The sequence below is a fragment of the Colwellia sp. Bg11-28 genome (genome assembly GCF_002836245.1).
GTDB classification, from domain to species: Bacteria; Pseudomonadota; Gammaproteobacteria; order Enterobacterales; family Alteromonadaceae; genus Colwellia; species Colwellia psychrerythraea_A.
In genome coordinates this window covers 250,645-276,202 of the sequence record NZ_PJBA01000018.1, presented here as the reverse complement: position 1 = coordinate 276,202, position 25,558 = coordinate 250,645, and the positions used below count along the sequence as shown (strand labels likewise).

Annotated in this window: 23 protein-coding genes; 19 read left to right on the top strand and 4 right to left on the bottom strand. The window is 37.5% G+C overall.

Annotation, left to right across the window (positions count from 1 at the left end; all coding sequences use genetic code 11):
• On the bottom strand, positions 1 to 975 hold the full coding sequence (gene ygfZ, locus CXF79_RS18535; RefSeq protein ID WP_101157080.1) for a tRNA-modifying protein YgfZ: 975 nt from the start codon (positions 973 to 975) through the stop codon (positions 1 to 3).
• A 196-nt stretch (positions 976 to 1,171) separates the two neighbouring features.
• Here ygfZ and CXF79_RS18530 point away from each other — a divergent pair, with 196 nt between their 5' ends.
• Together CXF79_RS18530 and CXF79_RS23895 are read left to right on the top strand one after the other, a co-directional pair.
• A complete protein-coding gene (locus tag CXF79_RS18530) occupies positions 1,172 to 1,477 on the top strand; it encodes an FAD assembly factor SdhE (protein WP_049757932.1) in 306 nt (101 codons plus the stop codon).
• Positions 1,410 to 1,901, top strand: coding sequence for a protein YgfX (locus CXF79_RS23895; protein ID WP_332871612.1), 492 nt, complete (start codon positions 1,410 to 1,412; stop codon positions 1,899 to 1,901). The genes CXF79_RS18530 and CXF79_RS23895 overlap by 68 nt, the downstream gene beginning before the upstream one ends.
• A 27-nt stretch (positions 1,902 to 1,928) precedes the next feature.
• Here the strand turns inward: CXF79_RS23895 and nadB are convergent, their stop codons facing one another.
• Positions 1,929 to 3,527 (bottom strand): L-aspartate oxidase, encoded by a 1,599-nt coding sequence (nadB, locus tag CXF79_RS18520; RefSeq protein ID WP_101157076.1) that lies wholly within the window; start codon positions 3,525 to 3,527, stop codon positions 1,929 to 1,931.
• Positions 3,528 to 4,036: 509 nt separating this feature from the next.
• Here nadB and rpoE point away from each other — a divergent pair.
• The 11 genes from rpoE to CXF79_RS18460 all read left to right on the top strand — a co-directional run bounded on the left by rpoE (position 4,037) and on the right by CXF79_RS18460 (position 13,952).
• Positions 4,037 to 4,663: an RNA polymerase sigma factor RpoE gene (rpoE, locus tag CXF79_RS18510; RefSeq protein ID WP_011044865.1), complete on the top strand. Its 627-nt coding sequence runs from the start codon at positions 4,037 to 4,039 to the stop codon at positions 4,661 to 4,663.
• Positions 4,664 to 4,709: 46 nt separating this feature from the next.
• On the top strand, positions 4,710 to 5,411 hold the full coding sequence (locus CXF79_RS18505) for a sigma-E factor negative regulatory protein (protein ID WP_011044864.1): 702 nt from the start codon (positions 4,710 to 4,712) through the stop codon (positions 5,409 to 5,411).
• A gap of 72 nt (positions 5,412 to 5,483) precedes the next feature.
• Positions 5,484 to 6,497, top strand: coding sequence for a MucB/RseB C-terminal domain-containing protein (locus tag CXF79_RS18500; protein WP_101157072.1), 1,014 nt, complete (start codon positions 5,484 to 5,486; stop codon positions 6,495 to 6,497).
• Positions 6,490 to 6,969: a SoxR reducing system RseC family protein gene (locus CXF79_RS18495; protein ID WP_011044862.1), complete on the top strand. Its 480-nt coding sequence runs from the start codon at positions 6,490 to 6,492 to the stop codon at positions 6,967 to 6,969. The genes CXF79_RS18500 and CXF79_RS18495 overlap by 8 nt, the downstream gene beginning before the upstream one ends.
• 430 nt (positions 6,970 to 7,399) lie before the next feature.
• On the top strand, positions 7,400 to 9,190 hold the full coding sequence (gene lepA, locus CXF79_RS18490; RefSeq protein ID WP_011044860.1) for a translation elongation factor 4: 1,791 nt from the start codon (positions 7,400 to 7,402) through the stop codon (positions 9,188 to 9,190).
• A gap of 106 nt (positions 9,191 to 9,296) precedes the next feature.
• The gene (gene lepB, locus CXF79_RS18485; RefSeq protein WP_101157070.1) at positions 9,297 to 10,229 is read left to right on the top strand and encodes a signal peptidase I; all 933 of its coding nucleotides are present in this window, start codon (positions 9,297 to 9,299) and stop codon (positions 10,227 to 10,229) included.
• Positions 10,230 to 10,273: 44 nt separating this feature from the next.
• On the top strand, positions 10,274 to 11,068 hold the full coding sequence (gene rnc, locus CXF79_RS18480) for a ribonuclease III (RefSeq protein ID WP_041738109.1): 795 nt from the start codon (positions 10,274 to 10,276) through the stop codon (positions 11,066 to 11,068).
• Positions 11,069 to 11,071: 3 nt separating this feature from the next.
• Positions 11,072 to 11,989 carry a GTPase Era gene (gene era / locus CXF79_RS18475; protein ID WP_011044857.1) on the top strand — a complete coding sequence of 306 codons (918 nt, stop codon included), beginning with the start codon at positions 11,072 to 11,074 and terminating at the stop codon, positions 11,987 to 11,989.
• Positions 11,990 to 12,003: 14 nt separating this feature from the next.
• Positions 12,004 to 12,714 (top strand): DNA repair protein RecO, encoded by a 711-nt coding sequence (gene recO, locus CXF79_RS18470; RefSeq protein WP_011044856.1) that lies wholly within the window; start codon positions 12,004 to 12,006, stop codon positions 12,712 to 12,714.
• 43 nt (positions 12,715 to 12,757) lie between these two features.
• The gene (gene pdxJ, locus CXF79_RS18465; protein ID WP_011044855.1) at positions 12,758 to 13,498 is read left to right on the top strand and encodes a pyridoxine 5'-phosphate synthase; all 741 of its coding nucleotides are present in this window, start codon (positions 12,758 to 12,760) and stop codon (positions 13,496 to 13,498) included.
• 220 nt (positions 13,499 to 13,718) lie between these two features.
• Positions 13,719 to 13,952 (top strand): hypothetical protein, encoded by a 234-nt coding sequence (locus CXF79_RS18460; RefSeq protein WP_232769248.1) that lies wholly within the window; start codon positions 13,719 to 13,721, stop codon positions 13,950 to 13,952.
• A gap of 82 nt (positions 13,953 to 14,034) precedes the next feature.
• On the opposite strand, the gene barA is transcribed toward CXF79_RS18460, so the two are convergent.
• Positions 14,035 to 16,881 carry a two-component sensor histidine kinase BarA gene (gene barA, locus CXF79_RS18455; RefSeq protein ID WP_101157068.1) on the bottom strand — a complete coding sequence of 949 codons (2,847 nt, stop codon included), beginning with the start codon at positions 16,879 to 16,881 and terminating at the stop codon, positions 14,035 to 14,037.
• A gap of 187 nt (positions 16,882 to 17,068) precedes the next feature.
• Between barA and rlmD the strand changes: the two genes are divergently transcribed.
• From rlmD to CXF79_RS18430, 5 genes are all read left to right on the top strand, one after another.
• A complete protein-coding gene (gene rlmD / locus CXF79_RS18450) occupies positions 17,069 to 18,475 on the top strand; it encodes a 23S rRNA (uracil(1939)-C(5))-methyltransferase RlmD (protein ID WP_101157066.1) in 1,407 nt (468 codons plus the stop codon).
• 70 nt (positions 18,476 to 18,545) lie between these two features.
• Entirely contained in the window at positions 18,546 to 20,759 is a 2,214-nt protein-coding gene (gene relA, locus CXF79_RS18445) for a GTP diphosphokinase (protein ID WP_101157065.1), read from the top strand.
• A gap of 83 nt (positions 20,760 to 20,842) precedes the next feature.
• A complete protein-coding gene (mazG, locus tag CXF79_RS18440; protein ID WP_101157064.1) occupies positions 20,843 to 21,691 on the top strand; it encodes a nucleoside triphosphate pyrophosphohydrolase in 849 nt (282 codons plus the stop codon).
• Positions 21,692 to 21,701: 10 nt separating this feature from the next.
• Positions 21,702 to 22,286, top strand: coding sequence for an RNA methyltransferase (locus CXF79_RS18435; RefSeq protein WP_101157063.1), 585 nt, complete (start codon positions 21,702 to 21,704; stop codon positions 22,284 to 22,286).
• A gap of 84 nt (positions 22,287 to 22,370) precedes the next feature.
• Entirely contained in the window at positions 22,371 to 22,775 is a 405-nt protein-coding gene (locus CXF79_RS18430; RefSeq protein WP_232769247.1) for a YbaN family protein, read from the top strand.
• A 117-nt stretch (positions 22,776 to 22,892) separates the two neighbouring features.
• Here CXF79_RS18430 and CXF79_RS18425 read toward each other — a convergent pair whose 3' ends face one another.
• A complete protein-coding gene (locus CXF79_RS18425; protein ID WP_101157061.1) occupies positions 22,893 to 23,489 on the bottom strand; it encodes a DUF4202 domain-containing protein in 597 nt (198 codons plus the stop codon).
• 354 nt (positions 23,490 to 23,843) lie between these two features.
• Here CXF79_RS18425 and CXF79_RS18420 point away from each other — a divergent pair, with 354 nt between their 5' ends.
• Positions 23,844 to 25,472, top strand: coding sequence for a CTP synthase (locus CXF79_RS18420; RefSeq protein ID WP_101157059.1), 1,629 nt, complete (start codon positions 23,844 to 23,846; stop codon positions 25,470 to 25,472).
• The last annotated feature ends 86 nt before the right edge of the window (positions 25,473 to 25,558 follow it).

Below are 25,558 nucleotides of genomic sequence, written 5' to 3'. Positions count from 1 at the left end.
TTATTCAGCTATAAGGGTATAAGGTAATGTTTGATTTGTTACTACGGAATCAGCTTGAGAAGCAATGCGCAGTAGAGGCAAGTCACCATCATTCGCTAATATCGCTTGAATGACACAACTACCATCATCAGCTTGATAATGGGCGAGAATATCGCCAGCTTTTCGCCAGTTTTCACCTAATTGCTTTTCAATAACATCATCCGATTGAAAAGGTTGCTCAAGTTGAGAGTTTAAGCAAAATAATGCACGTTTGTTTTTTCCTAAATACTGCATTCTAGCGACAGTTTCTTGTCCTAGATAGCAACCTTTAGTGAAACTTATACCATTAATCGCTTGTAAATTAAGCATTTGAGGTACGTAATGACCACTAGTATTTGCTGTTAAAATAGGAAAACCTTGGGTTATTTCTAATAAATCCCATACTGATTGTGAATAAGTAGGTAGTGCTAATTTTTCAGTGATTGCTGTGATAGTGGCTTTGTCATCAATAATGATATAACGCGGTTGTTCACCAGAAAGATAGACTAAACTAGTTGAACCAACTTGCACTACTGGCGTTAAGCTATCAGGAACTTGAGAGAACTCTTGCTGTATTAGGGAACTTGCTTGTTTGCCAATTAAAGCTATAAAGCCTAGTTCTTCAGCAATATCGATAGTAACTTTAGCGAAAACACCAAATTTTTTCAGTTCTTTAAGTGAACCTTCAATGCTAGCTGTTGGTTGTAATAATAGGTGAGCAGATGAGCGATTAATTAATCGGAAAACAGAAAATACTTTTCCTTTTGCATCACAGTGAGCCCCTACAAGTAAGTTTGACTCAGTTATGCTATTAACATCACATGTTACTTGCCCTTGTAAATATTTACTTTGCTCTTCACCAGATAAAGAAATTGCCCCAAATTCACTAAGTTCAATAAGGTATGTCTCTGGTAGCTGTGCTAGAGATGGAAATTGTTTGCTGGTGGTAATTGTCATAATGAACTCTATGAGAAAGCGCGGGGTTAGCTATGCTTATATATTAAAGGTTAACTATAGAATAGGGGCGAAAATAGCAAAAACAACTCGAGGACAGTTTTTATTAATGATAATTAGCATTTTTAATAGCTGTGCCATGTGAGTTATTGTTACAATATGGAGGCTAATCAATTGTGTTAATCAAGAAAGGGTACTTATGTCTGGTAACGAAGCTTCAAGCACTACAGTGACAAATAATGAAAACTCGACTAATCTTTTAAAAGTAAATAAAGCTCGTTTAAAATGGGCCTGTCGTCGCGGTATGTTAGAGTTAGATGTGTTGTTTATTCCTTTTGTTGATGAAGCATATGATGAGTTATCAACGAAAGATCAGTTTACCTTTGAACGTTTACTTACCGGTCAAGATCCTGAATTATTTGCATGGTTTATGGGACATGAAGTTTGTGAAGATACAGAGCTCAACGCAATGGTCCAACTTATACTCAAACGCGTCAAAGTATAATATCAATGTAAGAAGTTCCCGTTACAAGCTAGCAGTTTATAGCTTTATAGGAATATTAACTTGCTTAGTTATTCTTGTTAGCTTTACCTTTCATTATAATTTAGCTTTAGTGCTTGCGGTTCTCAGCCTTATATCACTTAGCTTATTCTTATCAATTGGTGATAACAAGCCTATAACCAGCTCATTCATCTTGACTAATACGGGGGTGATTGTGCTTGATAACGAGACAATAAGTTATCAATTATTAGCTGAAAGTAGGCTCAGTTTTATTGGCTGTTGGTTAGTTCTTATGCCAAATAGCAGTGCATCTGCCCAACATCGTACTCATGGTAAAGGATACCCTAAACAGTTTTTCATCTTTAGGGATAGCTTACATGAGCAAGATTTTTCTCGCTTGGCCAGAGTGATCAACCAATTAAAATAGCTACGGCTTTGACTTAAGCCGTTTTTATTATACTGGCGAAAGTATTGTTGGTTTAGCTGTTGTTAATAAGTCAGGATAATCTAAAGTGTAATGTAGACCCCTGCTTTCTTTACGCTCCATGGCACACCTTATTATAAGCTCTGCCACCTGCACCAAGTTTCTTAACTCAAGTAAATTATTACTTACTTTAAAGTTTTGATAATAATCTTCAATTTCTTGTTGAAGCAATTCAACACGGTGTAATGCGCGCTCTAGACGTTTGGTAGTACGTACAATACCTACATAATCCCACATAAATAATCTAAGCTCGTGCCAGTTATGTTGAATGACAACTTCTTCATCTGAGTCTGTTACACGACTATCATCCCAATGAGGTAGGGTTAAATAGTGATTACTTTGTACTAAGGTTTCACCAATCTCTATGGCAGCAGCGCGGGCAAAAACGAGACATTCAAGTAGCGAGTTACTCGCTAAACGGTTTGCACCATGCAAGCCGGTATATGACATTTCGCCAATAGCATAAAGTTGGCTAATATCTGTTTTACCTTGATGATCAACCATTACTCCACCACAAGTATAATGTGCGGCCGGAACAATAGGAATGGGGTGCTTAGTGATATCTATGCCAAGGGACATAGTTTTTTCATAAATGGTTGGAAAATGTTGTTTGATAAAATCACTGGGCTTATGACTGATATCTAGATACATACAATCTGCACCTAAACGTTTCATTTCATAATCAATCGCTCGCGCAACAATATCACGGGGTGCTAATTCAGCGCGCTCGTCAAAAGCAGGCATAAAACGGCTGCCATCAGGACGCCTTAATTTAGCGCCTTCACCGCGAAGTGCTTCGGTAAGTAAAAAAGTTCCAGCAGAAGGGTGAAATAAGCAGGTAGGATGAAATTGATTAAATTCCATATTCGCAACGCGACAGCCTGCTCGCCATGCCATCGCAATACCATCACCACTAGCAACATCGGGATTTGAAGTATATTGATAAACTTTACTCGCACCGCCTGTGGCTAAAATAGTTTTTTGTGCGTAAATACTTTCAACTTTCTCGGTATTTCTATTCCAAATATAGGCACCAATACATTGTTTGGGTTGGTTACCAGTAGTGCTCGGTTGGCAAATAAGATCAATGGCATTGAAACGTTCAAAGATTCTAATACGGGAATGTTGTCTTACTTGATCGGCTAAAGTGGTCTGAATTGCTTGGCCTGTTGCATCCGCTGAATGCAAGATTCTGCGATGACTATGTCCGCCCTCACGAGTTAAATGATAACGTGATTCGCCCTTACTACTTTGTTCTTTATCAAATTCAACGCCTTGGTCTATCAACCACTCTAAACAAGACTTAGCATTTTCAGTGGTAAATCGAACCGTCTCTTCATCACACAGACCTGCACCAGCAACGATGGTGTCTTCAATGTGGGAAGCAACACTATCGTTTTCATCAAATACCGCCGCAATCCCACCTTGAGCATAAAAGGTGGAGCCTTCGTTTAATGGGCCTTTACTTAAAATGACGACATCGGCATTTTGAGCTAAATGGAGTGCCAAAGTTAAACCTGCGGCGCCACTGCCAATGATTAAAACATCACAATTGTTTTGTTGAGTCATACTTTTTGATTAAGTTCAGCTATAAAAGCGAATATATAAGTAAGGGATTTTCAGGTATTCTATAATACATGGGTATAAGTCGCCAGATAATAGCGTTTAATTAACGTTTAATTATATACCCATGCTATCTCAATATGCAGGATTCAGCGAGAATTAAAAGGCTTATAGGCAAGGTATTGATTGAAGGGAATAGTTATTCTATTGTCAAAATCAATAACGCGGATTATACGCCTTTTAAACTTGCCCTGCGGGGGCTACAGAGGAAATCATGCTCATCGTTGTATCTATTATTAAGGGAGCGACCATTAATAAAAAGATACGCCTTGATCAAGAGTTGCTCTGTAGTCCTGAAACCCGCATCTTGAGGTAGCATGGGTATAGTCTGGTAATTAATAATGTCATTGCTGACAAGCCAATAATTCTAATTATTAAAAAAGATTGAAATAAATAGAACTTTTTTGAAAAACGTTAGTCTTATTTTATGCGTTTGTTATGAGCCAATGGAAAATATGAGTACAAATCAATTGTCAGTGTTAAAGGATACGGCTCAAAAGAGCGAACCAAATATAGATCAACAGTTAGTTGAGCGGGTTCAGCGTGGCGATAAAAATGCGTTTAATCTGTTGGTTACTAAATATCAGCATAAAGTTGCAAATTTAGTCAGTCGTTATGTTAAAAATCATAGCGATGTACCTGATATTGTCCAAGAAGCCTTTATTAAGGCATATCGAGCATTACCTAACTTTAGAGGCGATAGTGCTTTTTATACTTGGCTATATCGTATTGCTGTTAACTGTGCCAAAAATCACAGTGTAGCATTAGGTCGTAAGCCACCAAGTAATGATGTCGAAATTAGTGATGCCGAACTTTATGATACTGGTGATGCGCTAAGAGAAAATGCTTCACCAGAAAAAATATTACTAACAGCTGAAATTAAAAAAGTAATTTTTAGCACCATGGAGTCACTCCCTGATGATCTGCGCTTAGCAATTAACTTTCGAGAAATTGAGGGTTTAAGCTACGAAGAAATTGCGACGATAATGGAGTGTCCCGTAGGCACAGTGCGCTCACGTATTTTTAGAGCACGTGATGCTATCGACAAGAAGATTAGACCCTTGTTGCAGAAAAATAATTAAGTCATTTGTCAAAGCAGAATTTAACTAAGTGTTTTTAAGGTAAAATATGAGTGAAATTAAAACAGAGTCAATATCTTCATTAGTCGATAATTACTCTCCATCAACAGATGATAGTATCAGTGCGCATTTAGTTGATAACATGCTCAAGGATGAACACTTATCAAGTACGTGGCAAAATTATCATTTAATCGGTGATGTATTACGCGATGAAGTGCCACAATCGTTGCAACTAGATTTAAGTGAAACTATTTCTGCTGCGATTGCGCAAGAGGCAACTATTTTATCGCCCAATTCCTCTATGAAAACCTCTGGAAAAAATAGCCATCTAGCTACTGATGAAAATGTTTCTATCAATAATCATTCAGCAGCTCAACAGACTAACAGTGTAGTAGATGCAACAAATCGTTTTAAAGCAAAAATTTCCAGTTTGATTAAGCCGATGGGCCAGGTTGCCATAGCCGCTTCTGCTGCTGCTTTAATGATTGTAGGTGTTCAAAATAATGTGACTGACAATTCCATTGTTACGCCAAGTCAGGTTGTACAAACTGTACCTTTATCAGGTTATGCAAACCCTGTTAGCTTCAATGTCCAATCTAGTCAAACTCAGCAAAGTCAACAAAGTAAGCAACAAACTCAGCAAGCAATGAATGAACAATTAGCTTCTGATAGAATTGCGCAACAGCGCCGCTTACAAGCACTTTTGAAAGATCATAATCAACAAGTTAAATTAGGCAGCAATATAAAATAGCTTGATTGGCTGAATTAGTTGATAATACTAGTTGGTATAATTTTACTTTCAGCCATCATTTTTTGAGAATATATGAAACTATCGGCATTTTTATTATTGCTGTTAAGCTTTAATGTATCAGCAATAACTGCTGATACAGAGTCTGCGAAATTTTCCCTAGAGCGACTCTCCAATTCACTTCGTCAACTCAATTTTTCTACTTCATTTGTTGTTGTTAAAAATAACCAAGCAGAGCCCTATCATTGGTTGCATGGTATTGGTGATAATGAGCAAGAATTAGAAATATTTACTCGACTCAATGGTCCTCGCCGTGATGTTTTACGACAAGGTGAGATTGTTAGTTATATCGAACCTGAGCAAGAACCATACTCCATAATTTCTAGTGATGTTAGAAGCCCAATTCCAAGCATTTTTCGCGGTAATATCAGTGAACTAGAAGAGAGTTATCGTTTTATTTCTGTTGGACGTAGCCGGATTTTAGGGCGTGTGGCTCAACTTGTTCGCATCGTATCAAAAGATAAATATCGTTTTAGTTATTGGCTTTGGCTTGATCAGAAAACCGGGTTGTTGTTAAAAATGGCGGTACTGACACGTCAAGGGCAATTACTAGAGCAAATTCAATTTACTCATATCGAAGTCAATGAGCAATTAACAGATAACCTAGAACAGTTTCAGTTAACGGAATTACCAAAGGTTGTTGAATTAACACAACAACAAAATAAGGCACTCTCATGGCAAGTTGACTGGCTACCTCAAGGGTTTTCAGTGGTAAAGTCTAATCAACATAGATTAAATAGTCATAATCAAGGTAATGAAAAAGCGGTTGAATTTATGCTATTTTCCGATGGTCTAGTTGAGGTATCTGTTTATGTTAATCCTAGCCAAGAAAAATTTAGAGCGCCTGAATATGCCAGCGATGGTGCCACAATAGTTTTTAATCATATTCTGCAAGGGATAGAAGTTGGCATTGTTGGTAATATCCCATTAGCAACGGCCAAAAAAATTGCTGAATCAATCGCCCCAGCTGTGATTGATAATGTAAATAACAATGCTCAGGGCTCGAAAGGAGAACAGCAAGATGATTAAAGAATTGGCTAATGTTGTCGCTATCGAAGCAGGGCAAGTTACCGTTACCAGCCAAATAAAATCTACTTGCAGTGGTTGTGCGCAAGTAGATACTTGTGGTAGTGGGCAAATTGCTAAAGCATTGCCACAAGCTAAACTTACCCTAACCTTGCCCTATGATATCAGTGTCACGGGAGTACCGTTGAAGGAAGGCGATTGCGTTGTTTTAGCCTTACCTGAAAAACATATTTTATCGAGTGCTGGTCAAGTTTATTTATTACCTTTACTTGGTCTAATTACTTTTTCCGCTTTAGGGCAATGGTTGTTAAAACAACAAATATTACCCCATGAATTATTTGCTTTAGGGCTTGGTCTTATTGGAGGATATTTAGGGTACCGGTTTGCTAAATTTCAGCAAAAACAGGGTAAACAAAGTGAAAATTTACAACCGAAAATTATTGAAGTACTCCCTTCACCAAACATAGTTAAATAAAGTCTATACCCGTTACCAATCAAGATGCATGTTTCAGAGTCTTTGAGCAGTTTCAATTCAAGGCGCTGTGATGAAATAATGGTTATTCAGGAGAATATGCTCCTGCATTCTCTAATAAGCTACATCCATGTAGCGTCCTTATAAATCACAGCAACGATGAAGTGATGTTGCTCAAGCGCTTCTTCGATGGGTTTAAAATGACGTTATACGGCGTTAAATAATCAAACCATAGAATAAATATGTTTAAATTATTTCCCTTGCCTATAATCATTTTAATTCCCACTGAAATCCTGCACTTTGAATGGTAACTGGTATTAGCCTGTTACGGCTTGAAACAAAAGATATCTGAACAAAAGATAGCCCCAAGGCAGTAAATTCGTTAAAATCACGCCATAATATTATTTTAACGCTTTTTATTTGACTGCCTTTTATGAAAAATATTCGAAACTTCTCAATTATTGCCCACATCGATCATGGTAAATCAACACTTTCTGACCGTTTAATTCAACATTGCGGTGGTTTACAAGCACGTGAAATGGAAGCGCAAGTGCTTGATTCAATGGATATTGAACGAGAGCGTGGCATCACAATTAAAGCGCAGAGTGTTACCTTAGATTATAAAGCGAAAGATGGTGAAATTTACCAGCTAAACTTTATCGACACGCCTGGACATGTTGATTTTTCTTATGAAGTATCACGTTCATTAGCTTCTTGTGAAGGTGCATTACTCGTTGTTGATGCCGGACAAGGCGTTGAAGCACAAACCGTTGCTAACTGTTATACCGCACTTGAAATGGATTTAGAGGTTTTACCAATTTTGAATAAAATTGATTTACCTCAAGCTGATCCAGAGCGCGTATGTGAAGAAATTGAACACATCATAGGTATTGATGCTACAGATGCTGTAACTTGTTCAGCTAAAACTGGTATCGGCATTGAAGATGTTTTAGAAACTATCGTCAAAAATATACCTTCCCCTGCAGGTCAAATAGATGCGCCACTACAAGCGCTAATTGTTGACTCATGGTTTGATAATTACCAAGGTGTTGTTTCACTTGTTCGTGTTATCAATGGTGAAGTTAAAAAAGGCGATAAAATGTTGGTGATGTCTACTGGACAAGTTCACCAAATTGATAAAGTCGGTATATTTACACCAAAACAAACAGATACTGGTGTATTAAGAGCTGGCGAAGTTGGTTTTATCATTGCTGGTATTAAAGAAATTCATGGTGCGCCAGTAGGTGATACCATCACTATCAGTAAGAAAGAAACAGCAAATGCTTTACCTGGCTTCAAAAAAGCGCAACCACAGGTTTATGCTGGTATTTTCCCAATAAGTTCAGATGATTATGAAAACTTCAGAGATGCGCTTAACAAATTAAGCTTAAATGATGCGTCTTTATTTTTTGAACCAGAAAATTCTTCTGCACTAGGTTTTGGTTTCCGTATTGGATTCCTTGGCATGTTGCACATGGAAATTATTCAAGAGCGCCTAGCTCGTGAATATGATCTAGATTTAATTACCACAGCGCCAACAGTAAACTATGAAATAGCTTCTACTAACGGTGATGTTATTTCTATTGATAACCCTGCAGATCTTCCTGCAATTAATAATATTGAGGAGATTCGAGAACCCATCGTTCAAGCGAATATTTTAGTACCTCAAGAATATTTAGGCAATGTCATTACCTTGTGTATTGAAAAACGCGGCGTGCAAAAAGATTTAATTTATCACGGAAACCAAGTTGCTGTTACTTATGAGCTTCCTATGGCTGAAGTGGTAATGGACTTTTTTGATAAGCTTAAATCAACAAGTCGAGGTTATGCTTCATTAGATTATCATTTTATCCGCTTTGAAGCGGCAGACATGGTTCGAGTGGATGTCATGATTAATGGCGATCGCGTTGATGCCTTAGCTATGATTACTCATAGAGCAAACTCAGTGGCACGTGGACGATTACTGGTAGATAAGCTTAAAGAGCTGATACATCGTCAAATGTTTGATATCGCTATACAAGCCGCTATTGGTAATAATGTTATAGCGCGTACGACCGTGAAGCAACTACGTAAAAACGTTACCGCTAAATGTTACGGTGGTGATATTAGTCGTAAGAAGAAGCTTCTACAAAAGCAAAAAGATGGTAAAAAGCGTATGAAACAAGTGGGCAATGTTGAAGTACCACAAGAAGCATTTTTAGCCGTTCTTAAACTTGATAGTTAGTTTAAGCCGTTAAGTTAATTTCTAAAGTAGCGACAGTAAATAAATACTTGTCGCTAAAACTTCCCTAATAGGATTTAGCCTAATAGGACTTTAAAATAGGAAGTGTATGGCCGTTTATTTTTCCATTATCTTAGTGATAATTACCGTATTAACTGGAATCGTTTGGTTTACTGATAAGTTTTATTTGGCACCACAGCGAAAATTGAAAGCTACTGCCGCACAATTATCAGCAAAAGAGTTGTGTGCAGCCGAATTAACACCACAAGCACTAGCAACGTTAACAGAGCCGTCGCCTTTAGTAGATACTGCGGTGCAAATTTTTCCAGTGATCGCGTTTGTTTTAATTCTACGTTCATTTTTGTACGAACCCTTTCAAATACCATCAGGATCAATGATGCCAACATTACTTGATGGTGATTTTATTCTGGTGAATAAATTCAATTATGGCTTAAAAGATCCAGTGTTAAGACATAAGTTTATTGAAAACGGCTTACCTGAACACGGTGATGTTGTTGTTTTTAAGTATCCACAAGATCCAAAAGTCGATTTTATTAAGCGTGTAATAGGTTTGCCAGGTGATCGAATTATTTACCGAAATAAATCACTTTATATCAAGCGAGCTTGTCAAGACTCTGATACTAAATGCCCAGATTTTGAGCAAATACAACAAAATCTTGTTGGTAAATATGTAGGGCCAGATGCTGAACTTGGTATGAATGAATTCGAATCTAAGATGTTAAATAAAAGCCATCAAGTTTTAAATGATAGCCAAACCTTACCTCGGGTAGCTCACTACTTCCCGCAAGCAGGTACTGCCGCGGATGAATTTTTGGTACCAGCTAAGCATTATTTTGTTATGGGTGATAATCGTGATAACTCTTTAGACGGACGTTTTTGGGGCTTTGTTCCTGAAGAAAATCTTGTCGGTGAGGCTGTTGCTATTTGGATGAGTTTCGACTTCGATAGAAGCGAAGACAGTATTTTACCTCAATGGTTACCATCAGGTGTACGTTTTGATCGCATCGGCGCAATTATTTAACATGGCTACTTATTTTACATGGCATAAAGAGTTACATCGTGAAAATTAATCCTCACAATCTTGCTAGATTAACCAAAAAGCTTGGTTATGAATTTAATGAACCATTATTATTGGTGCAAGCACTTACACATCGAAGTGCCAAGGGTGCTCATAATGAAAGACTTGAGTTCCTCGGGGACTCTATTTTAGGTTTTGTTATTGCTGAAGCGCTTTATGATAAATTTCCAAAGCATGACGAAGGTGATCTTACTCGCATGCGTTCTAGCCTAGTTAAAGGGGTAACGTTAGCTGAAGTTGCACGAGACTTTAACTTGGGTGAGTGCTTAATATTAGGACCAGGTGAGTTAAAAAGTGGCGGTCATCATCGTGAATCTATATTAGAAGATGCGATTGAAGCCATTATTGGTGCTGTATATTTAGATTCAAATATCGAGTGTTGTAAAGCACTTATCTTAAGTTGGTTTGAAAGACGCTTGATGGTGATTAAACCGGGTAATGAACAAAAAGACCCTAAAACTCGGCTGCAAGAATTTTTACAAGGAAGAAAGATCCCTCTTCCTACTTACGAAGTAATTGATACAACGGGACAATCACATAACCAAGAATTTACCGTTCGTTGCCAAACGTCAGTGATCAGTGAAGTAGTTATCGCTAAAGGAACAAGTCGTCGAAAAGCAGAGCAAGAAGCTGCGCAGCAGATACTTGCTTTAATTGAAAAAGAAAGAGAACAAGAAAAAGAAGTAAAAATAAAACCAACAAAACAAGCTAAATTAGCAAATCCCCGACATACTAAAAGTAACCCAAGCAGCTCAAGCAAAAAAAGCAGCACGAGAAAATAAATTATGCACAACGATACCTCGAATACCTATGCAGGCTTAATTGCTATTGTCGGTCGCCCAAATGTTGGTAAGTCAACGTTATTGAATGCCTTGTTAGGGCAAAAAATTAGTATTACTTCTAAAAAACCGCAAACAACTCGTCACCGTATTTTAGGAATTTTGACTGAAGAAAATAGACAAGCAGTATTGGTAGATACCCCTGGTTTACACACGGAAGAAAAACGCGCTATAAACAGATTGATGAACCGTGCTGCAAGTAGCTCAATTGCAGAAGTTGAGTTAATAATGTTTTTAGTTGAAGGCACTCATTGGACAAAAGATGATGAGCTAGTGTTATCTAAAGTTAAACAAAGTGGCACACCATGTATATTGGTCGTTAATAAAACAGATAACATACCCGATAAAGATGAGTTATTACCTCATTTGCAAAAATTAGGTGCTATGCATGACTTTAGAGATATTGTTCCTATTTGTGCGACCAAAGGCCATGGCGTTGATACCATTCGCCAATTATGTTTAACATCCCTTCCAGAAGGAGTCTTCTGGTTTCCTGAAGATCATATCACTGATCGCTCTAGCCGTTTTATGGCCTCTGAAATCATTCGTGAAAAGCTAATTCGCTTTACTGGTGATGAATTACCTTACTCTATTACGGTAGAGATAGAGCAGTTTAAGATGGATGATAAGGGCATTATTCATATAAATGCGCTCATATTAGTAGAGCGAGATAGCCAAAAACGCATGGTTATTGGTAATAAAGGTGAGCGTTTAAAAACTATTGGTCAAGAAGCTAGACGAGATATGGAAAATTTATTTGAGAGTAAAGTTTTCCTCGAAACTTGGGTAAAAGTGAAATCAGGCTGGGCAGATGATGAACGAGCATTACGCAGCTTAGGTTATGGTGATGATTACTCAGGCTAGTTGGAATGCGATAAATGATTGAACAAAACGCATTTGTTTTACATAGTCGCCCGTACCGGGAAAACCAGCAGTTAGTTGATTTATTAACAGAGCAAGATGGTAAGGTGACGGCTTTAGTATATGTTGGTCAATCTAAGCGTTCTATAAAAAAAGGCTTAATTCAGCCTTTTTTACCGCTAAAACTAACATTGAAAGGTCAGGGTAATGTTAAGTATATTACTCAAATAGACTCAATTTCAAAGTCATATTCGCTGGTAAAGTATAGCCTGTTTAGCTCTTTTTATATCAATGAATTATTGATTCGTTTATTAACAGAGCAAATTGCTTGTCAGCACTTATTTTCTCAATATCAAACAACTTTGACAGCCTTAGCTCAAGGCGAAGAAATTGCCCCGCAATTACGTTTATTTGAATTAGCGCTGCTTGAAGAGTTGGGATTGTCATTTGACTTTAGCCCTGTATTTGAGCACGATGTTAATTACTTTCATTATATCGCCGAGCAAGGCTTTGTTCCTGTATATGATCCTTTTCCAAAAAACAGCACTCAATGCTTCGATAAAACCCATTTACAAGCGATTGCCCAGCGGGGATCTCTATACCAAAATGGAATGTCTGAAGACGTTAGTTATACTTTCAAGTTACTAATGAGACAGGTTATCAACCAGTTGTTAGGGAATAAGCCATTAAATAGTCGTAAACTTTTTGCAAACAAAGCATACAGTTGAGCTAGTTAGAAAAATATTATAAAAAATTAAAAAGAGATTAAAAATGTCTGAATTATTATTAGGTGTAAACGTTGACCATATTGCCACTTTAAGACAGGCGCGTGGTACTAATTATCCTGACCCAGTTTATGCTGCAAGCGTTGCAGAGCATGCCGGAGCAGATGGTATTACTGTGCACCTGCGCGAAGATAGGCGTCATATCCAAGATAGAGATATTCATGTTTTAAAACAAACATTACATACTCGTATGAACTTTGAAATGGCTGTCACTGATGAAATGATAGCGATAGCTTGTGATGTGAAACCAGTATTTTGTTGTTTAGTTCCTGAGAAACGCGAAGAGTTGACTACTGAAGGTGGTTTAGATGTTGTAGGGCAGTTAGATAAGATAACTAAAGCAACAGAGCAATTAACAGCTGCAGGTATCGCTGTAAGTTTATTTATTGATGCGGATAAAGCACAAATTGATGCTGCGGTTGCCAGTAAAGCTCCTTATATAGAAATACATACGGGACATTATGCAGATCTAAGCTCAGAAGAAGAGCAGCTGATAGAACTTGAGCGCCTAACTGTCGGTATTAAGTATGCGCATAACTTAGGATTAAAAGTTAATGCAGGTCATGGTTTAAATTATTTTAATGTCAAACCTATTGCTGCTATTAAAGAAATTATCGAGTTGAATATTGGCCATGCCATAATAGCGCGTGCGGCTATTGATGGCTTAGATAAAGCTGTTAGAGATATGAAACAGCTGATGTTAGAAGCAAGAACTTATAATACTTAATATACCCTTTACCATTCAAAGTGCTCAAGCGCTCTGAAACCTGCATCTTGATTGGTGACGGGGATCTATAGTTACCGTTAGGTATGATTTAAAAACTCACTTATTGTATCTTTGTTAAAATTATAGTCTACACTTTAGAAATTATGGTCTACACTTTAACGAATACGCTGTATAAAGGATTCAGCATACAAATAGGTGGGAATTAATGATGGAAACACAGATGAAGCCAATGCTCGAGCGTAGAAAGGAGTCTCCGGAGCAGTCTGTTTGGTGGAATAAATTATCATTGGCGCAAAAATTTTCTGCTAGCAGCCTAGGAAAATTTGGTTATGAGCTTACTTTCGTTCGTAATGAAAATGGACATAGTTTAGCTGTGCTTCAATGTAGTGGAGGTATTGCCGTGATTACTGAGGATGGTGATATAGATACATCACCAAACATCACCATTCGCTAACTAAAAAAAGCTATTAATTAACAAAACACCAGTTATCCCCTAGTAAAATAACATCAATAGTTTCTTACTCTTTTCTGCTCAACTAATGACTATTTTCACTCATTTCTTTTAGCGCTTCAGGTACGGCAAATAATACCTGCTCTATATGTTCGAAAAACTCTAAAAACTCAGGTTCAAGCTCTTCAGTACTCAAGCCCATTTTTAATTGGGTTTCTAATTGAATAGTGATTTTGGCTAAATTTGGGGTTCCAGTATAACAACAAGCGCCATTGAGTTTATGAACCAGACGTTTTATTTGAGCGATATCTTGAACGTCAATTGCTTCACGGATGCTGAGTTGAGTTTCGGGTAAACTTTCGACTAAACCTAATAACATCTCTTTGGCTAAATCAGCTTTATTGGCGCTACGCTTTAGTGCTAAAGGCCAATCAATTACCTTTGAAGCAGACTCAACCTGGTTAATAACATCAGTTGAAATTACAGGAACCGTTGAATTGACTAGGTGATCGAAATCGCAATATTCATAAATAATATGACGTAACATCGTTTCATCTATTGGTTTTGTCATGTAAGCATTAAAGCCTTGTTGATGCATTTTTTCTCTTTCACCACTCAATGCATGTGCAGTAACGGCTATGATGGGAGTGTTATTATTGTTAGTTAACTGTTTTATTTCTTTTAGAGCACTAATGCCGTCCATAATCGGCATTTGAATATCCATGAAAATTAAAGAAAAATTTTCTACTTTACAAAGTTCTACGGCTGACATGCCATTGTCGGCTTCAACAACCTCAGCTACTTGCTCTAACAGCAATGCCTTAATTAATTTTAAGTTAGCCTCATTATCATCAACAGCTAGTACTTTTATCGGTAATACTTTATCCATAGCTGCATTCAAAGTGAGCTTTTCGGCCTTAGTTTCCATAACTGGCTGTAGTACTCGGCTTAAGGTTGTTGGTGATAGAGGTTTACTCATACAACTTATTGCACCGCTGGCAATCAAGGCCTCTTGCAAGCTTGGTGATGTATTATTTAAAGCTAAGTGGATATTGCTGGAAATTGGCTGTACTTGTGCAATCGTTTTCTTCAATTCACTTAGTGCTGTTGCTGTTTGATTATGGCCTATAAGTGCATAGTCAAAACCTCGTTGGGTCTGACTGCTATGTGAGAGTACTTGTGATAATTCATGTCTATTTATTACACTAGTAACACGCATTTTCCAGTGCTTTAACAAGTTTTTGGTTGCTTCTCTACTATGATTATTTTCTTCAAAGTAGAGTACAGTTTTATTGGCTAAATGCTGATTATCTAATTCCAACATTAACGGCATTGCATTAATCTCACATTGGAAAGTAAACCAAAAACTTGAGCCATGATTTTTTTCACTGCTAAAACCTATATCGCCATTCATCTCTTGGGCAAGTCGCTGACAAATTACCAGACCTAACCCAGTACCACCATATAAGCGGGTGATACTTTGATCTGCTTGCGTAAAAGCATCAAAAATGGTTCTTTGCTGATTGGTTGTCATACCAATACCGGTATCGGTAACAATGACTTTTAATTTTATATTGTTCTGACTTATTTCTTCACTGGTTATATCGACAGCAACAGAGCCTTGTGGCGTAAATTTTATCGCATTACTGACCAAATTGGTGATAATTTGTTTTATTCTCATGGTGTCACCAACAAGAGAATCAGGTAGTTCTTGTGGAAGGTTTATAGATAATTCAATATTCTTTTTATGGGCTGATGGCGCCAATAGTGTAAGGGTTTCATCAATCGATTCCCTTAAAGAAAAAGGAATGTTTTCAGTAACCATTTTGCCGGCATCAAGTTTTGAAAAGTCGAGAATATCATTAATTATGGTTAATAAGTTGTTTGCAGAGCGGTCAATTGTTTGTAAATAATCACGTTGATTTTCAGTGAGTGGCGTTTTTAGTACTTGTCGGGTAAAGCCTATTACTCCATTGAGTGGCGTTCGCAACTCATGACTCATATTAGCTAAAAACTCTGATTTTACTCTGTTGGCTTCTTGCGCTTTACGCTTGGAGATACTGAGTTCGACATTTTGAATTTCAAATTGTTCTAAACTTTCTCGTAAGTCTATTGTTGCTTGATCTATGCTGGCCTGCATTTCATTTTGGTAACCGTCGAGTGACTGCGCCATGGCATTAATACCATTTTTTAAAAAATTCAGCTCACCAATGAGTTGACCACTCACTCTACTTTCTAATTTCCCTTCTCTTATTCGCTCAATTGCTTGCACCATAGAGTTAATAGGCTTCGTTACTTTCTTAATGAGCCTAATTGCAAAAATAGCGCTAAGTAATGAGCCTAGTAAGGCAAAAGCAAATGCGACTATAAATTGGCTTTGTTGCTGAAAATTAAGATGGCTTTTATCAATTTGCATGGCTATATAGCCAATAATTACTGGTTTTGAATTATTGGTAGCATAATTATATTCAGAACTGGCCATTGCGGTAATATTTGCGTTGGTTTGATTGTTGTAGTTCTCATCAATAATGGGGGTTCTAAAAATTATATAATCAGATAATGTTTCAGTATTCGTGTGGTGTGGTAACTCTACCCCAGCTTTTAGTCGCATTAAATTGGTATCACCATGGTAAGCACTGGTAACAAAAACCTGGTTATCTTCAGTAAAAATAACAATGCTTTTTACAATGCTTGATTGATTACGGTGAGTAAAGCCGATCAATTGACGAAGTTTATCTCTGTTCTTGCTCAATAAAGGGTCTTTACTGGCAATGGCAATCGGTTCAATAATGCTTTTAGCGCGTTGTTCGAGAAAGTCATTAAGTTCAACAGAGCGGCTATAAGAAAAATAACTAGCTAAACCAAAACCGATTAAGGTGGTTGGTATTATAGTGAGTATGATAACCCAGTCTTTCAGGCTTATTTTATGCATTTTTTTGTTGAACTTTTGTGATGAATTTAGGGTAAAATACCCACTGAAATAATTAGCTATCTAAATGATTATCCAACTTAACATAAATAATCTCATAAGCTGCGATAAATTTATAGTGTAGATGGCTAAGCTACTTCAAAATAAGCATTAATTGGTTAATTATATTATCGTAAGTTCTAGGGTGAAAATGGCAAATTATTTTAAAGCAGCAGTAAAACCAAAAACGTCTAATCAACGATTGACCGTCACCGTTGATAAACTTGACATGAATGGTGTAGGTGTTGCCCGGTGGCAAAATAAGCCAATTTTTATAGCGGGCGTTTTACCCAATGAAATTGTTGATGTAAAAGTTATTGAGCAAAAAAGTAAGTATGCTCGTGCTAAACTTATCTCAATTGATAAACAAAGTGATAGTAGAGTTATACCCCAATGCCAGCACTTTGGTCTTTGTGGCGGTTGCGATTTGCAAATGCTTGCTTTAGAGGAACAGTTACTTTTTAAGCAACAAAAAGTTGCAGATCTGTTTTCTCGAAGCTTTAGTACTCAAAATATGACTCCTGCAATTAATACAGCACACTTGCCTTGGCAGGCCGCAATTAAAAGCTCTCCATGGCATTATCGTCGTAAAGCTCGCATAGGCGTGCAATTCGATAAAAATGCTCAAGCGACCATTGGTTTTAGGCAAAAATCAACCAATCAATTAGCAGCAATTAAGTCATGTCCTGTTTTAGTTGAACCGCTTAATGCTATTTTCCCTTTACTAAAAAAGTTATTGGCACAACTTACTGTAAAATCTGCCATTGGCCATATAGAAGTAATTCAAGCTGATATAAGTGATACAAACTCAGCAGATAAAATACAAAAAGATAATCAAGTTGTAGTCGTTGTTCGACAGCTAAAATCTATGAACGATACTGACATCGGGCTTTGGCAATCATATGCCCAGCGACATTGTTGGCATGTCATTATTGATGATGGTAACAAGCAACTGCCGCTAGCTGATATCAAAGGGGGAGACTCTTTTGAACTTTCCTATGAATTAGCTGATACCAGTAAAATTTACTTTTCGAGTAATGACTTTATTCAAATTAATCATCAAGTTAATAATGCCATGATAAGCCAAGCCTTAGCTTGGTTAAATATTTTAGCTACCGATAATGTTTTGGACTTGTTTTGTGGTCTTGGAAATTTCAGTTTAGCGCTGGCAAAACACGCAAAACGCGTTGTTGGTGTTGAAGGAATGCAAACCATGGTGGACAAAGCCACTCAGAACTCACTTGTTAATGGACTTGATAATTGTCAGTTTTACCAAGCTGATTTAAATAGTTATTGGCTATTAGAGCCTTGGGTACAAGGACAAGTTTTTGATAAAGTATTGCTTGATCCCGCAAGAGCGGGCGCAGAACAAGCGGTGAGTCAAATCGCTGAACTAAAAATACCCTGCGTGTTATATGTTAGCTGCGATCCAGCAACCTTAGCGAGAGATAGTGCAATACTTATTTCTAAGGGGTATAAGCTTGAGAAAATATCGCTCATGGATATGTTTTCACAAACAAAGCATGTTGAGACTATGGTATTGTTTACTCATAACTAGCTTGCATTATATATCAGAAAACCCTTAAATTTCAATGTTAAGCTAACCAATCAAAGATAAAGGAATACCCATGGTTTCCGTGCGTAAATCACATCAAATAACAGTGCAAAGCTTTGAGCATTGGCTAACCGATTTAGCGTTAACCGATATCAAAAAAAATGCTTTGTCAGCTTTATGGTTACAGGTATCGAACTGTTATCAGCCTGAGAGTACTGAGAAACAGCAATTGCTTCATAAAAGTATGGAAATGGTTGAGATTTTAAGTAGTCTGAACCTCGATGCTGATTCGTTAGTCGCGGCTTTTATCTCACCATTATTAGCAAATGACATTATTGAAATAGAATTTGTTAAAGAACACTTTTCTAAAGATATCCTAATGCTCTGTCAAGGTGTTGAGCAAATGGCAGCCATTAAAGCATTACGCCAACAAAGTAGTCAGTCAAGCGATCAGGCCCCACAAAATATAGACAATATTCGTCGTATGTTATTGGCTATGGTGGATGATGTACGTGCGGTCGTGATCAAATTAGCTGAGCGCTTATGTGATTTACGTGAAAAGAAAAATAGTGATGAAGAAACACGGGTGCTGGTGGCAAAAGAGAGTGCGAATATCTACGCACCGTTAGCGAACCGTTTAGGAATAGGTCAATTAAAATGGGAACTTGAAGACATTTCCTTTCGTTACCTTCACCCACAAGTCTATAAAAAAATTGCCAAGCTTTTAGATGAAACTCGACTGGAACGCGAGCAATACATGGCCAGCTTTGTTGGTCACTTAAATAGCGAGTTAAATGCTTTAGCTATTAAAGGTGAGGTTTATGGACGTCCTAAGCATATCTTCAGTATCTGGAAGAAGATGCAGCAAAAATCACTTGATTTTGACCAGCTGTTTGATGTTCGAGCTGTACGAGTGGTGGTTGAAAAAGTTCAAGATTGTTATTCAGCTTTAGGCATTGTTCATACTGAATGGCAGCATATTGCAAAAGAGTTTTCTGATTATGTAGCGACACCTAAAGCTAATGGCTATCAATCAATACATACGGTTGTCTTAGGGCCAGAAGGTAAGTCGGTTGAAGTGCAAATTAGAACTAAGCAAATGGATGATGATGCTGAGCTTGGTGTTGCGGCGCATTGGCGTTATAAAGAAGGAAATGCTAGCGGTAAAAGTAATAGTTTTGATGATAAAGTTGGCTGGTTAAGAAAAATTTTGCAATGGCAAGATGATGTCGCTGAAAGTGGCGAGTTACTTGATGAATTACGAAGCCAGGTATTTGAGGACCGAATTTATGTCTTCACTCCTGGTGGCGATGTTATCGATCTACCTATGGGGTCAACTCCTTTAGATTTTGCTTATTATATTCATTCTAATGTTGGCCATACCTGTATTGGTGCAAAAGTATTTGGAAAAATAGTACCTTTTACCCACCGATTGCAAACGGGTGATCAGATAGAAATACTTACCAGTAAACAACCTAACCCGAGCCGAGACTGGCTTAACCCTAATTTAAATTATATCCACTCTTCACGGGCTCGTGCAAAAGTTCAGCACTTTTTTAAGTTACTCGATAGAGATAAATACATTGCACTGGGTAAAGAATTATTTGATAACGAAATAGCTAAACATGATTTAGCATCTACGGACTTATTAGCGGCAGCAAAACGCTTTAATATGAAAACTGTTGATGATCTTTATGCTGCTATAGGTAGTGGTAACGCGAGATTACAGCAAGTTATCAACCACTTTACCCAACTGGATAGTAAATTAAAGCCTAAACCTGAAATAGATCCGCAAAGTTTAGTCAAACAAACGACAACCAGTAAAGCTTTAGCGCAAGACGATAATGGTATTACTGTTTCTGGCGTTGGTAATTTGCTCACGCATATGGCTAAGTGTTGCCAGCCTGTTCCCGGTGATACAATTTCGGGGTTTATTACCCAAGGTCGAGGTATTTCTGTACATCGTCAGGATTGTGAACAATTGGCCAATGCCCTTACCTTACAACCCGAGCGGTTAGTTGAAGTACAATGGGGAAGTGAGAATAAAATAAGTTACCAAGCCACCGCACAAATTATCGGCAGCGATAGACAGGGCTTGTTACGAGATATCTCAACCATTATTGCTAATGAAAGAGTCAGTATTGTTGGCATGGATAGTCATACTGACAAAGTGAAACAGACGATGAGTATGAACTTGAAATTAGAAGTCGAAAGCAGTGAGTTATTAACGCGAGTTTTGGATAAGTTACGTCAATTAGATGATGTTACCCAAGTAAGACGACTTTAGTTACTCGGGGGTTGCTCTGGAAAGTAACTAAATCGGGTGTATTAAATAATGACAAATATAATAAAACGAAGAAGTAAAATATAATGCTAAATGAACAAGCCTCAATCGAAAAATTACGTTGGATTATGACTCAATTACGGGATCCTACAACAGGATGTCCTTGGGATATTAAGCAGGACTTTGCTTCCATAACAAGTCATACGCTAGAAGAGGCTTATGAAGTGGTTGATGCAATCGAGCAGGGTGATTTCATCGAGCTTGAGAAAGAACTGGGAGACTTACTCTTTCAGGTGATTTTTTATAGCGAATTAGGCAAAGAACAGCAGCACTTTGACTTAGATACTGTGATAGCAGCAATCTGTGAAAAACTCATCCGACGTCATCCTCATGTATTTGCTCAGGCAAGTTTGCAAACCGATGAAGAAATTAAAGCCAATTGGGAAAATGAAAAGGCGCTAGAAAGAGAGCAAAAAAATCAACAACAGATGGGTGAAAATGCGGTTCTTGATAAATTGAGTATTTTGGCAGATATTCCAAAAAACTTACCCGCGTTATCACAAGCAGCTAAAATTCAAAAACGCTGTTCTCATGTGGGGTTTGATTGGGATAACATGCCTGATGTCTTCGCTAAAATTGAAGAAGAAGTACAAGAAGTTAAAGACGAGTTAGAAGCGGACACGCTCGATAAGAAAGCATTAGCCGAAGAGTTAGGTGATCTAATGTTTGCGGTAGTAAACTTATGTCGCCATGCCAAAGAAGATCCAGAAACGCTACTTCGCCAGGCGAATAAAAAGTTTAGTAAGCGCTTCGTTGGGGTTGAAGAACAAGTAAATCAATCAGGCAAAAGCTTTACTGAACATGACTTAGCTGAATTAGAAAGCTATTGGCAGCAAGTTAAAATCCAAGAAAAGCAAGTTAATAGCCAGAAATAAGATAATGAATATGACCGAAAATATGACTAAGAAAAACGAACTAAATAAAGCGCACGTTACCATAGCGTTGACTAATCCAAAAACCCCAACGAATGTTGGTGCAGTGATACGTGCAGCAGGTTGTTATCAAGCGGATCAAATCATTTATAATGGTAATCGATATGCACAAGCCGCCAAGTATCATAAAAAAACATTACAAACTGATACTTTCAACATGCAAGATAAAATTCCGTTATTGCAGGTAGAAAGTTTTATAGGTATTAAAGACTCACTGGAAAGTATTCCATCGTCTGCTAAAATCATCTGTGTAGACTTAGTTGAAGGCGCAACGCCGTTACCGCATTTTATTCATCCCCCAGAGGCTGTTTATATTTTCGGCCCTGAAGATAGCTCGGTAAAACAAGAAGTCATTGATATAGCGGATGATGTTGTTTATGTGCCAACGGTGGGGTGCATGAACCTAGCGGCAACGGTTAATGTTTTGCTTTATGACAGGTTAGCAAAATCCTTGATTAATCAAAAAGATTCAATGTTGGCGGACAATGCTTTGATTCGAAAAAGTCGTGATACCAATAACACCTCGATAGTTAAGTAGCGCTCACATGTAATGTATGGCTAAATGAGGTGAATATTTGTTCTATTCTTTCACTTATAATTAATGAGTAAAGGGAGTTATTATTTGAGTTCAGAAATGGAATATCAATTAGCCCAAGCTGGAAATAAAGGTAAAGTGTTAATTCTAAAAGTAACGGGAATATTTTTTGTTGGTTTAGCAATTTTAGGCGTGATATTACCTATATTACCAACAACACCATTTTTACTGGTAGCAGCTGCCTGCTTTGCTAAATCTTCACCAGCAATGCAGCGCAAACTATTAGCCAATAAAACATTTGGGCCATTAATTCATGATTGGCAAAAGTATCGGAGTATTCCTAGAAAGGCTAAACGCATCGCTTTATTAACTATGATTCTCTCAGTGTGTTGGTCGGCTTTTATGTTGCAAAGTGTAATGTTAACAGCGCTTGTCGTCGCTTTGGTTATTGGTCCGTTTATTTTTCTATTGCGCTTACCTGAGAGTAAATAACTAATAAGTTAATGATAAACAAATGGTGCTGACTCTACCGTTGTAATGACTATATACATTAAACTAGAGAAATCAGCATTATCATTTTGAGTATCAAGAGCATGGCTAATAAATCGACTAACTAAGCGCTTTGGTAACTATGGCAGCTAAATGATCCGGCAGCGTTAAAGTTAAAGCAATATCATGTCCTTGTTCAGACATTTTTTTCCATGTTAACTGCACAATGCGAACAATCTTAGCTTCATTATCTTGCTCGGTATATTTTGCGGCAAACTCATCAAAATAATGCATAAGAAAAACTAAGCAGGCGACATCTTCTAAGGTTTGGCTATCATTATTAGTGCCTAAGTTTTCTTTTCTAATAATCGCAGCGCATTGCTCAGACTCTTCTACAGTGTAACCTTGTTCAATCATAATGCTTGCTGTTAGCTCTGCATGAAACTTACCTTGGGCAATTCGCCATTGATAGTAACCGGCTTTTCCTTCAGAAAATTCAGTACGCTTTAGCTGCCAACGCTTTATATGTTGTGCTCTAACTGCTATTTTTAATAACTCATTCGCTTCAGGCCAATAGTGTTTTAAACAGTCAGTCATTTGTTGTCCGTAAACTAACTCTTTTGCTTGGTTCTCACCATTAAGCAAAATTATATTTGGGTCTTGGCGATTAATATCGTCAATGGCGGATAAGGTGTTGTTTAAATTTTCTATAGTCATTTTAAAGTCAATCTAAGGCTTAATTCAGGTAAGTTCCATTATTATACGCAACTACTTATAAAAAAGTATCAATGCAAATTAAGTTAACGATAAAAATAATAAAAAATAGACAAAATTATAGCTGTGATGGCTTGTTGTTATTGTTGTTCCTTTAGCTTTTACGTATAATACTTTCCCGTCCTGCTTGTTTGGCAAAACTCCTATTTCAACAACTTAATATTCACACTAATTACTGTGTTTTAGTCTTACTAATATGCAAGTATATAGAGTCATTTATAAAAGTTAGCTTGAAATAAAGTTATATATATTAACCAATTAAGCACAAAATTCTGTTTTTCTGACATCGGTGTAGACATGACAACTAGATATATTTTTGTAACTGGCGGTGTAGTATCGTCTCTTGGTAAAGGCATTGCCGCAGCCTCATTGGCAGCAATTCTTGAAGCGCGTGGTTTAAAAGTTACCATGCTGAAACTAGATCCGTATATTAACGTTGATCCAGGTACCATGAGCCCTATACAACATGGCGAAGTTTTTGTTACCGAAGATGGCGCAGAAACCGATCTTGATTTAGGCCATTATGAGCGCTTTATCCGCACCAAAATGACCAAACGTAATAACTTCACTTCGGGGCGAATTTACCAAGATGTGTTAGCCCGCGAGCGTAAAGGTGAATTTTTAGGCGCTACCATCCAAGTTATTCCTCATATCACTAACGATATTAAACGTCGTGTTATTGAAGGTGCTGAAGGTTACGATATCGCCATGGTAGAAATAGGCGGTACGGTTGGTGATATGGAATCACAACCTTTCTTAGAAGCTATTCGTCAATTGGCATTAGAGGTAGGTCGTGATCGTGCTATGTTTATGCATTTGACCTTAGTGCCATATTTAGCAGCAGCAGGTGAAATCAAAACTAAACCAACACAGCACTCAGTAAAAGATTTACGCTCTATCGGTATTTTTCCTGACATTTTAGTATGTCGTTCAGACCGCGCTATTCCTAACGCTGAACGCGCTAAAATATCTCTCTTCACTAATGTTGAAGAGAAAGCGGTTGTATCAATGCGTGATGTAGACAGTATTTATAAGATTCCTGCTTTATTAAAAGCTCAAGGTACCGATGAAATAGTTGTTAAGCGATTTGGTTTAGATGTACCTGAAGCCGACTTAACTGAATGGGAAGAAGTGCTTTACCATGAAGCAAATCCTATCGGTGAAGTGACTATTGGTATGGTTGGTAAATACACTGAATTACCTGATGCGTACAAATCAGTAAACGAAGCGTTAAAACATGCAGGTCTTAAAAACCAAGTCACTGTAAATATTAAATACATTGACTCGCAAGATGTAGAAGTCAAAGGTGTTGAAATCTTAGCTGACTTGGATGCTATTTTAGTTCCTGGTGGTTTCGGTGAACGTGGTGTTGAAGGTAAAATTTTAACGGCACAATATGCGCGTGAAAACAAAGTACCTTATTTAGGTATTTGTTTAGGTATGCAAGTAGCCTTAATTGAATTTGCTCGTAATGTTGCCGGTTTAACTGATGCACACAGTACTGAATTTAATAGCGAAACTCCACACCCAGTGGTTGGTTTAATCAGTGAATGGTTAGACGAAGAAGGCCAAGTTGAGTACCGAAATGAGCAATCAGATTTAGGTGGTACTATGCGTTTAGGTTCACAATTGTGCCACTTGGTGAAAGGTACCAAGGCTTGCGACGTATATGGTAGTGAAACAATCAATGAGAGACACCGTCATCGTTTTGAGGTAAATAATAACTACCGAGAACAATTAAGCAAAGCAGGTTTGATTTTCTCGGGTTTATCGTCAGATAAAAGTTTAGTTGAGGTGATTGAAATAGCGGATCATCCATGGTTTATTGCGGGTCAATTCCATCCTGAGTTTAATTCTACTCCACGTGATGGTCACCCGTTATTCGAAAGCTTTGTTGCAGCGAGTTTTAAACTGCAAAAAAGCTAACCGAAGAAACCATATAAAACCGTAGCTATTGCTGCGGTTTTTGTTTTAAGTTTAGGAAGAATATTAGGCTGCATAATTATATTTAG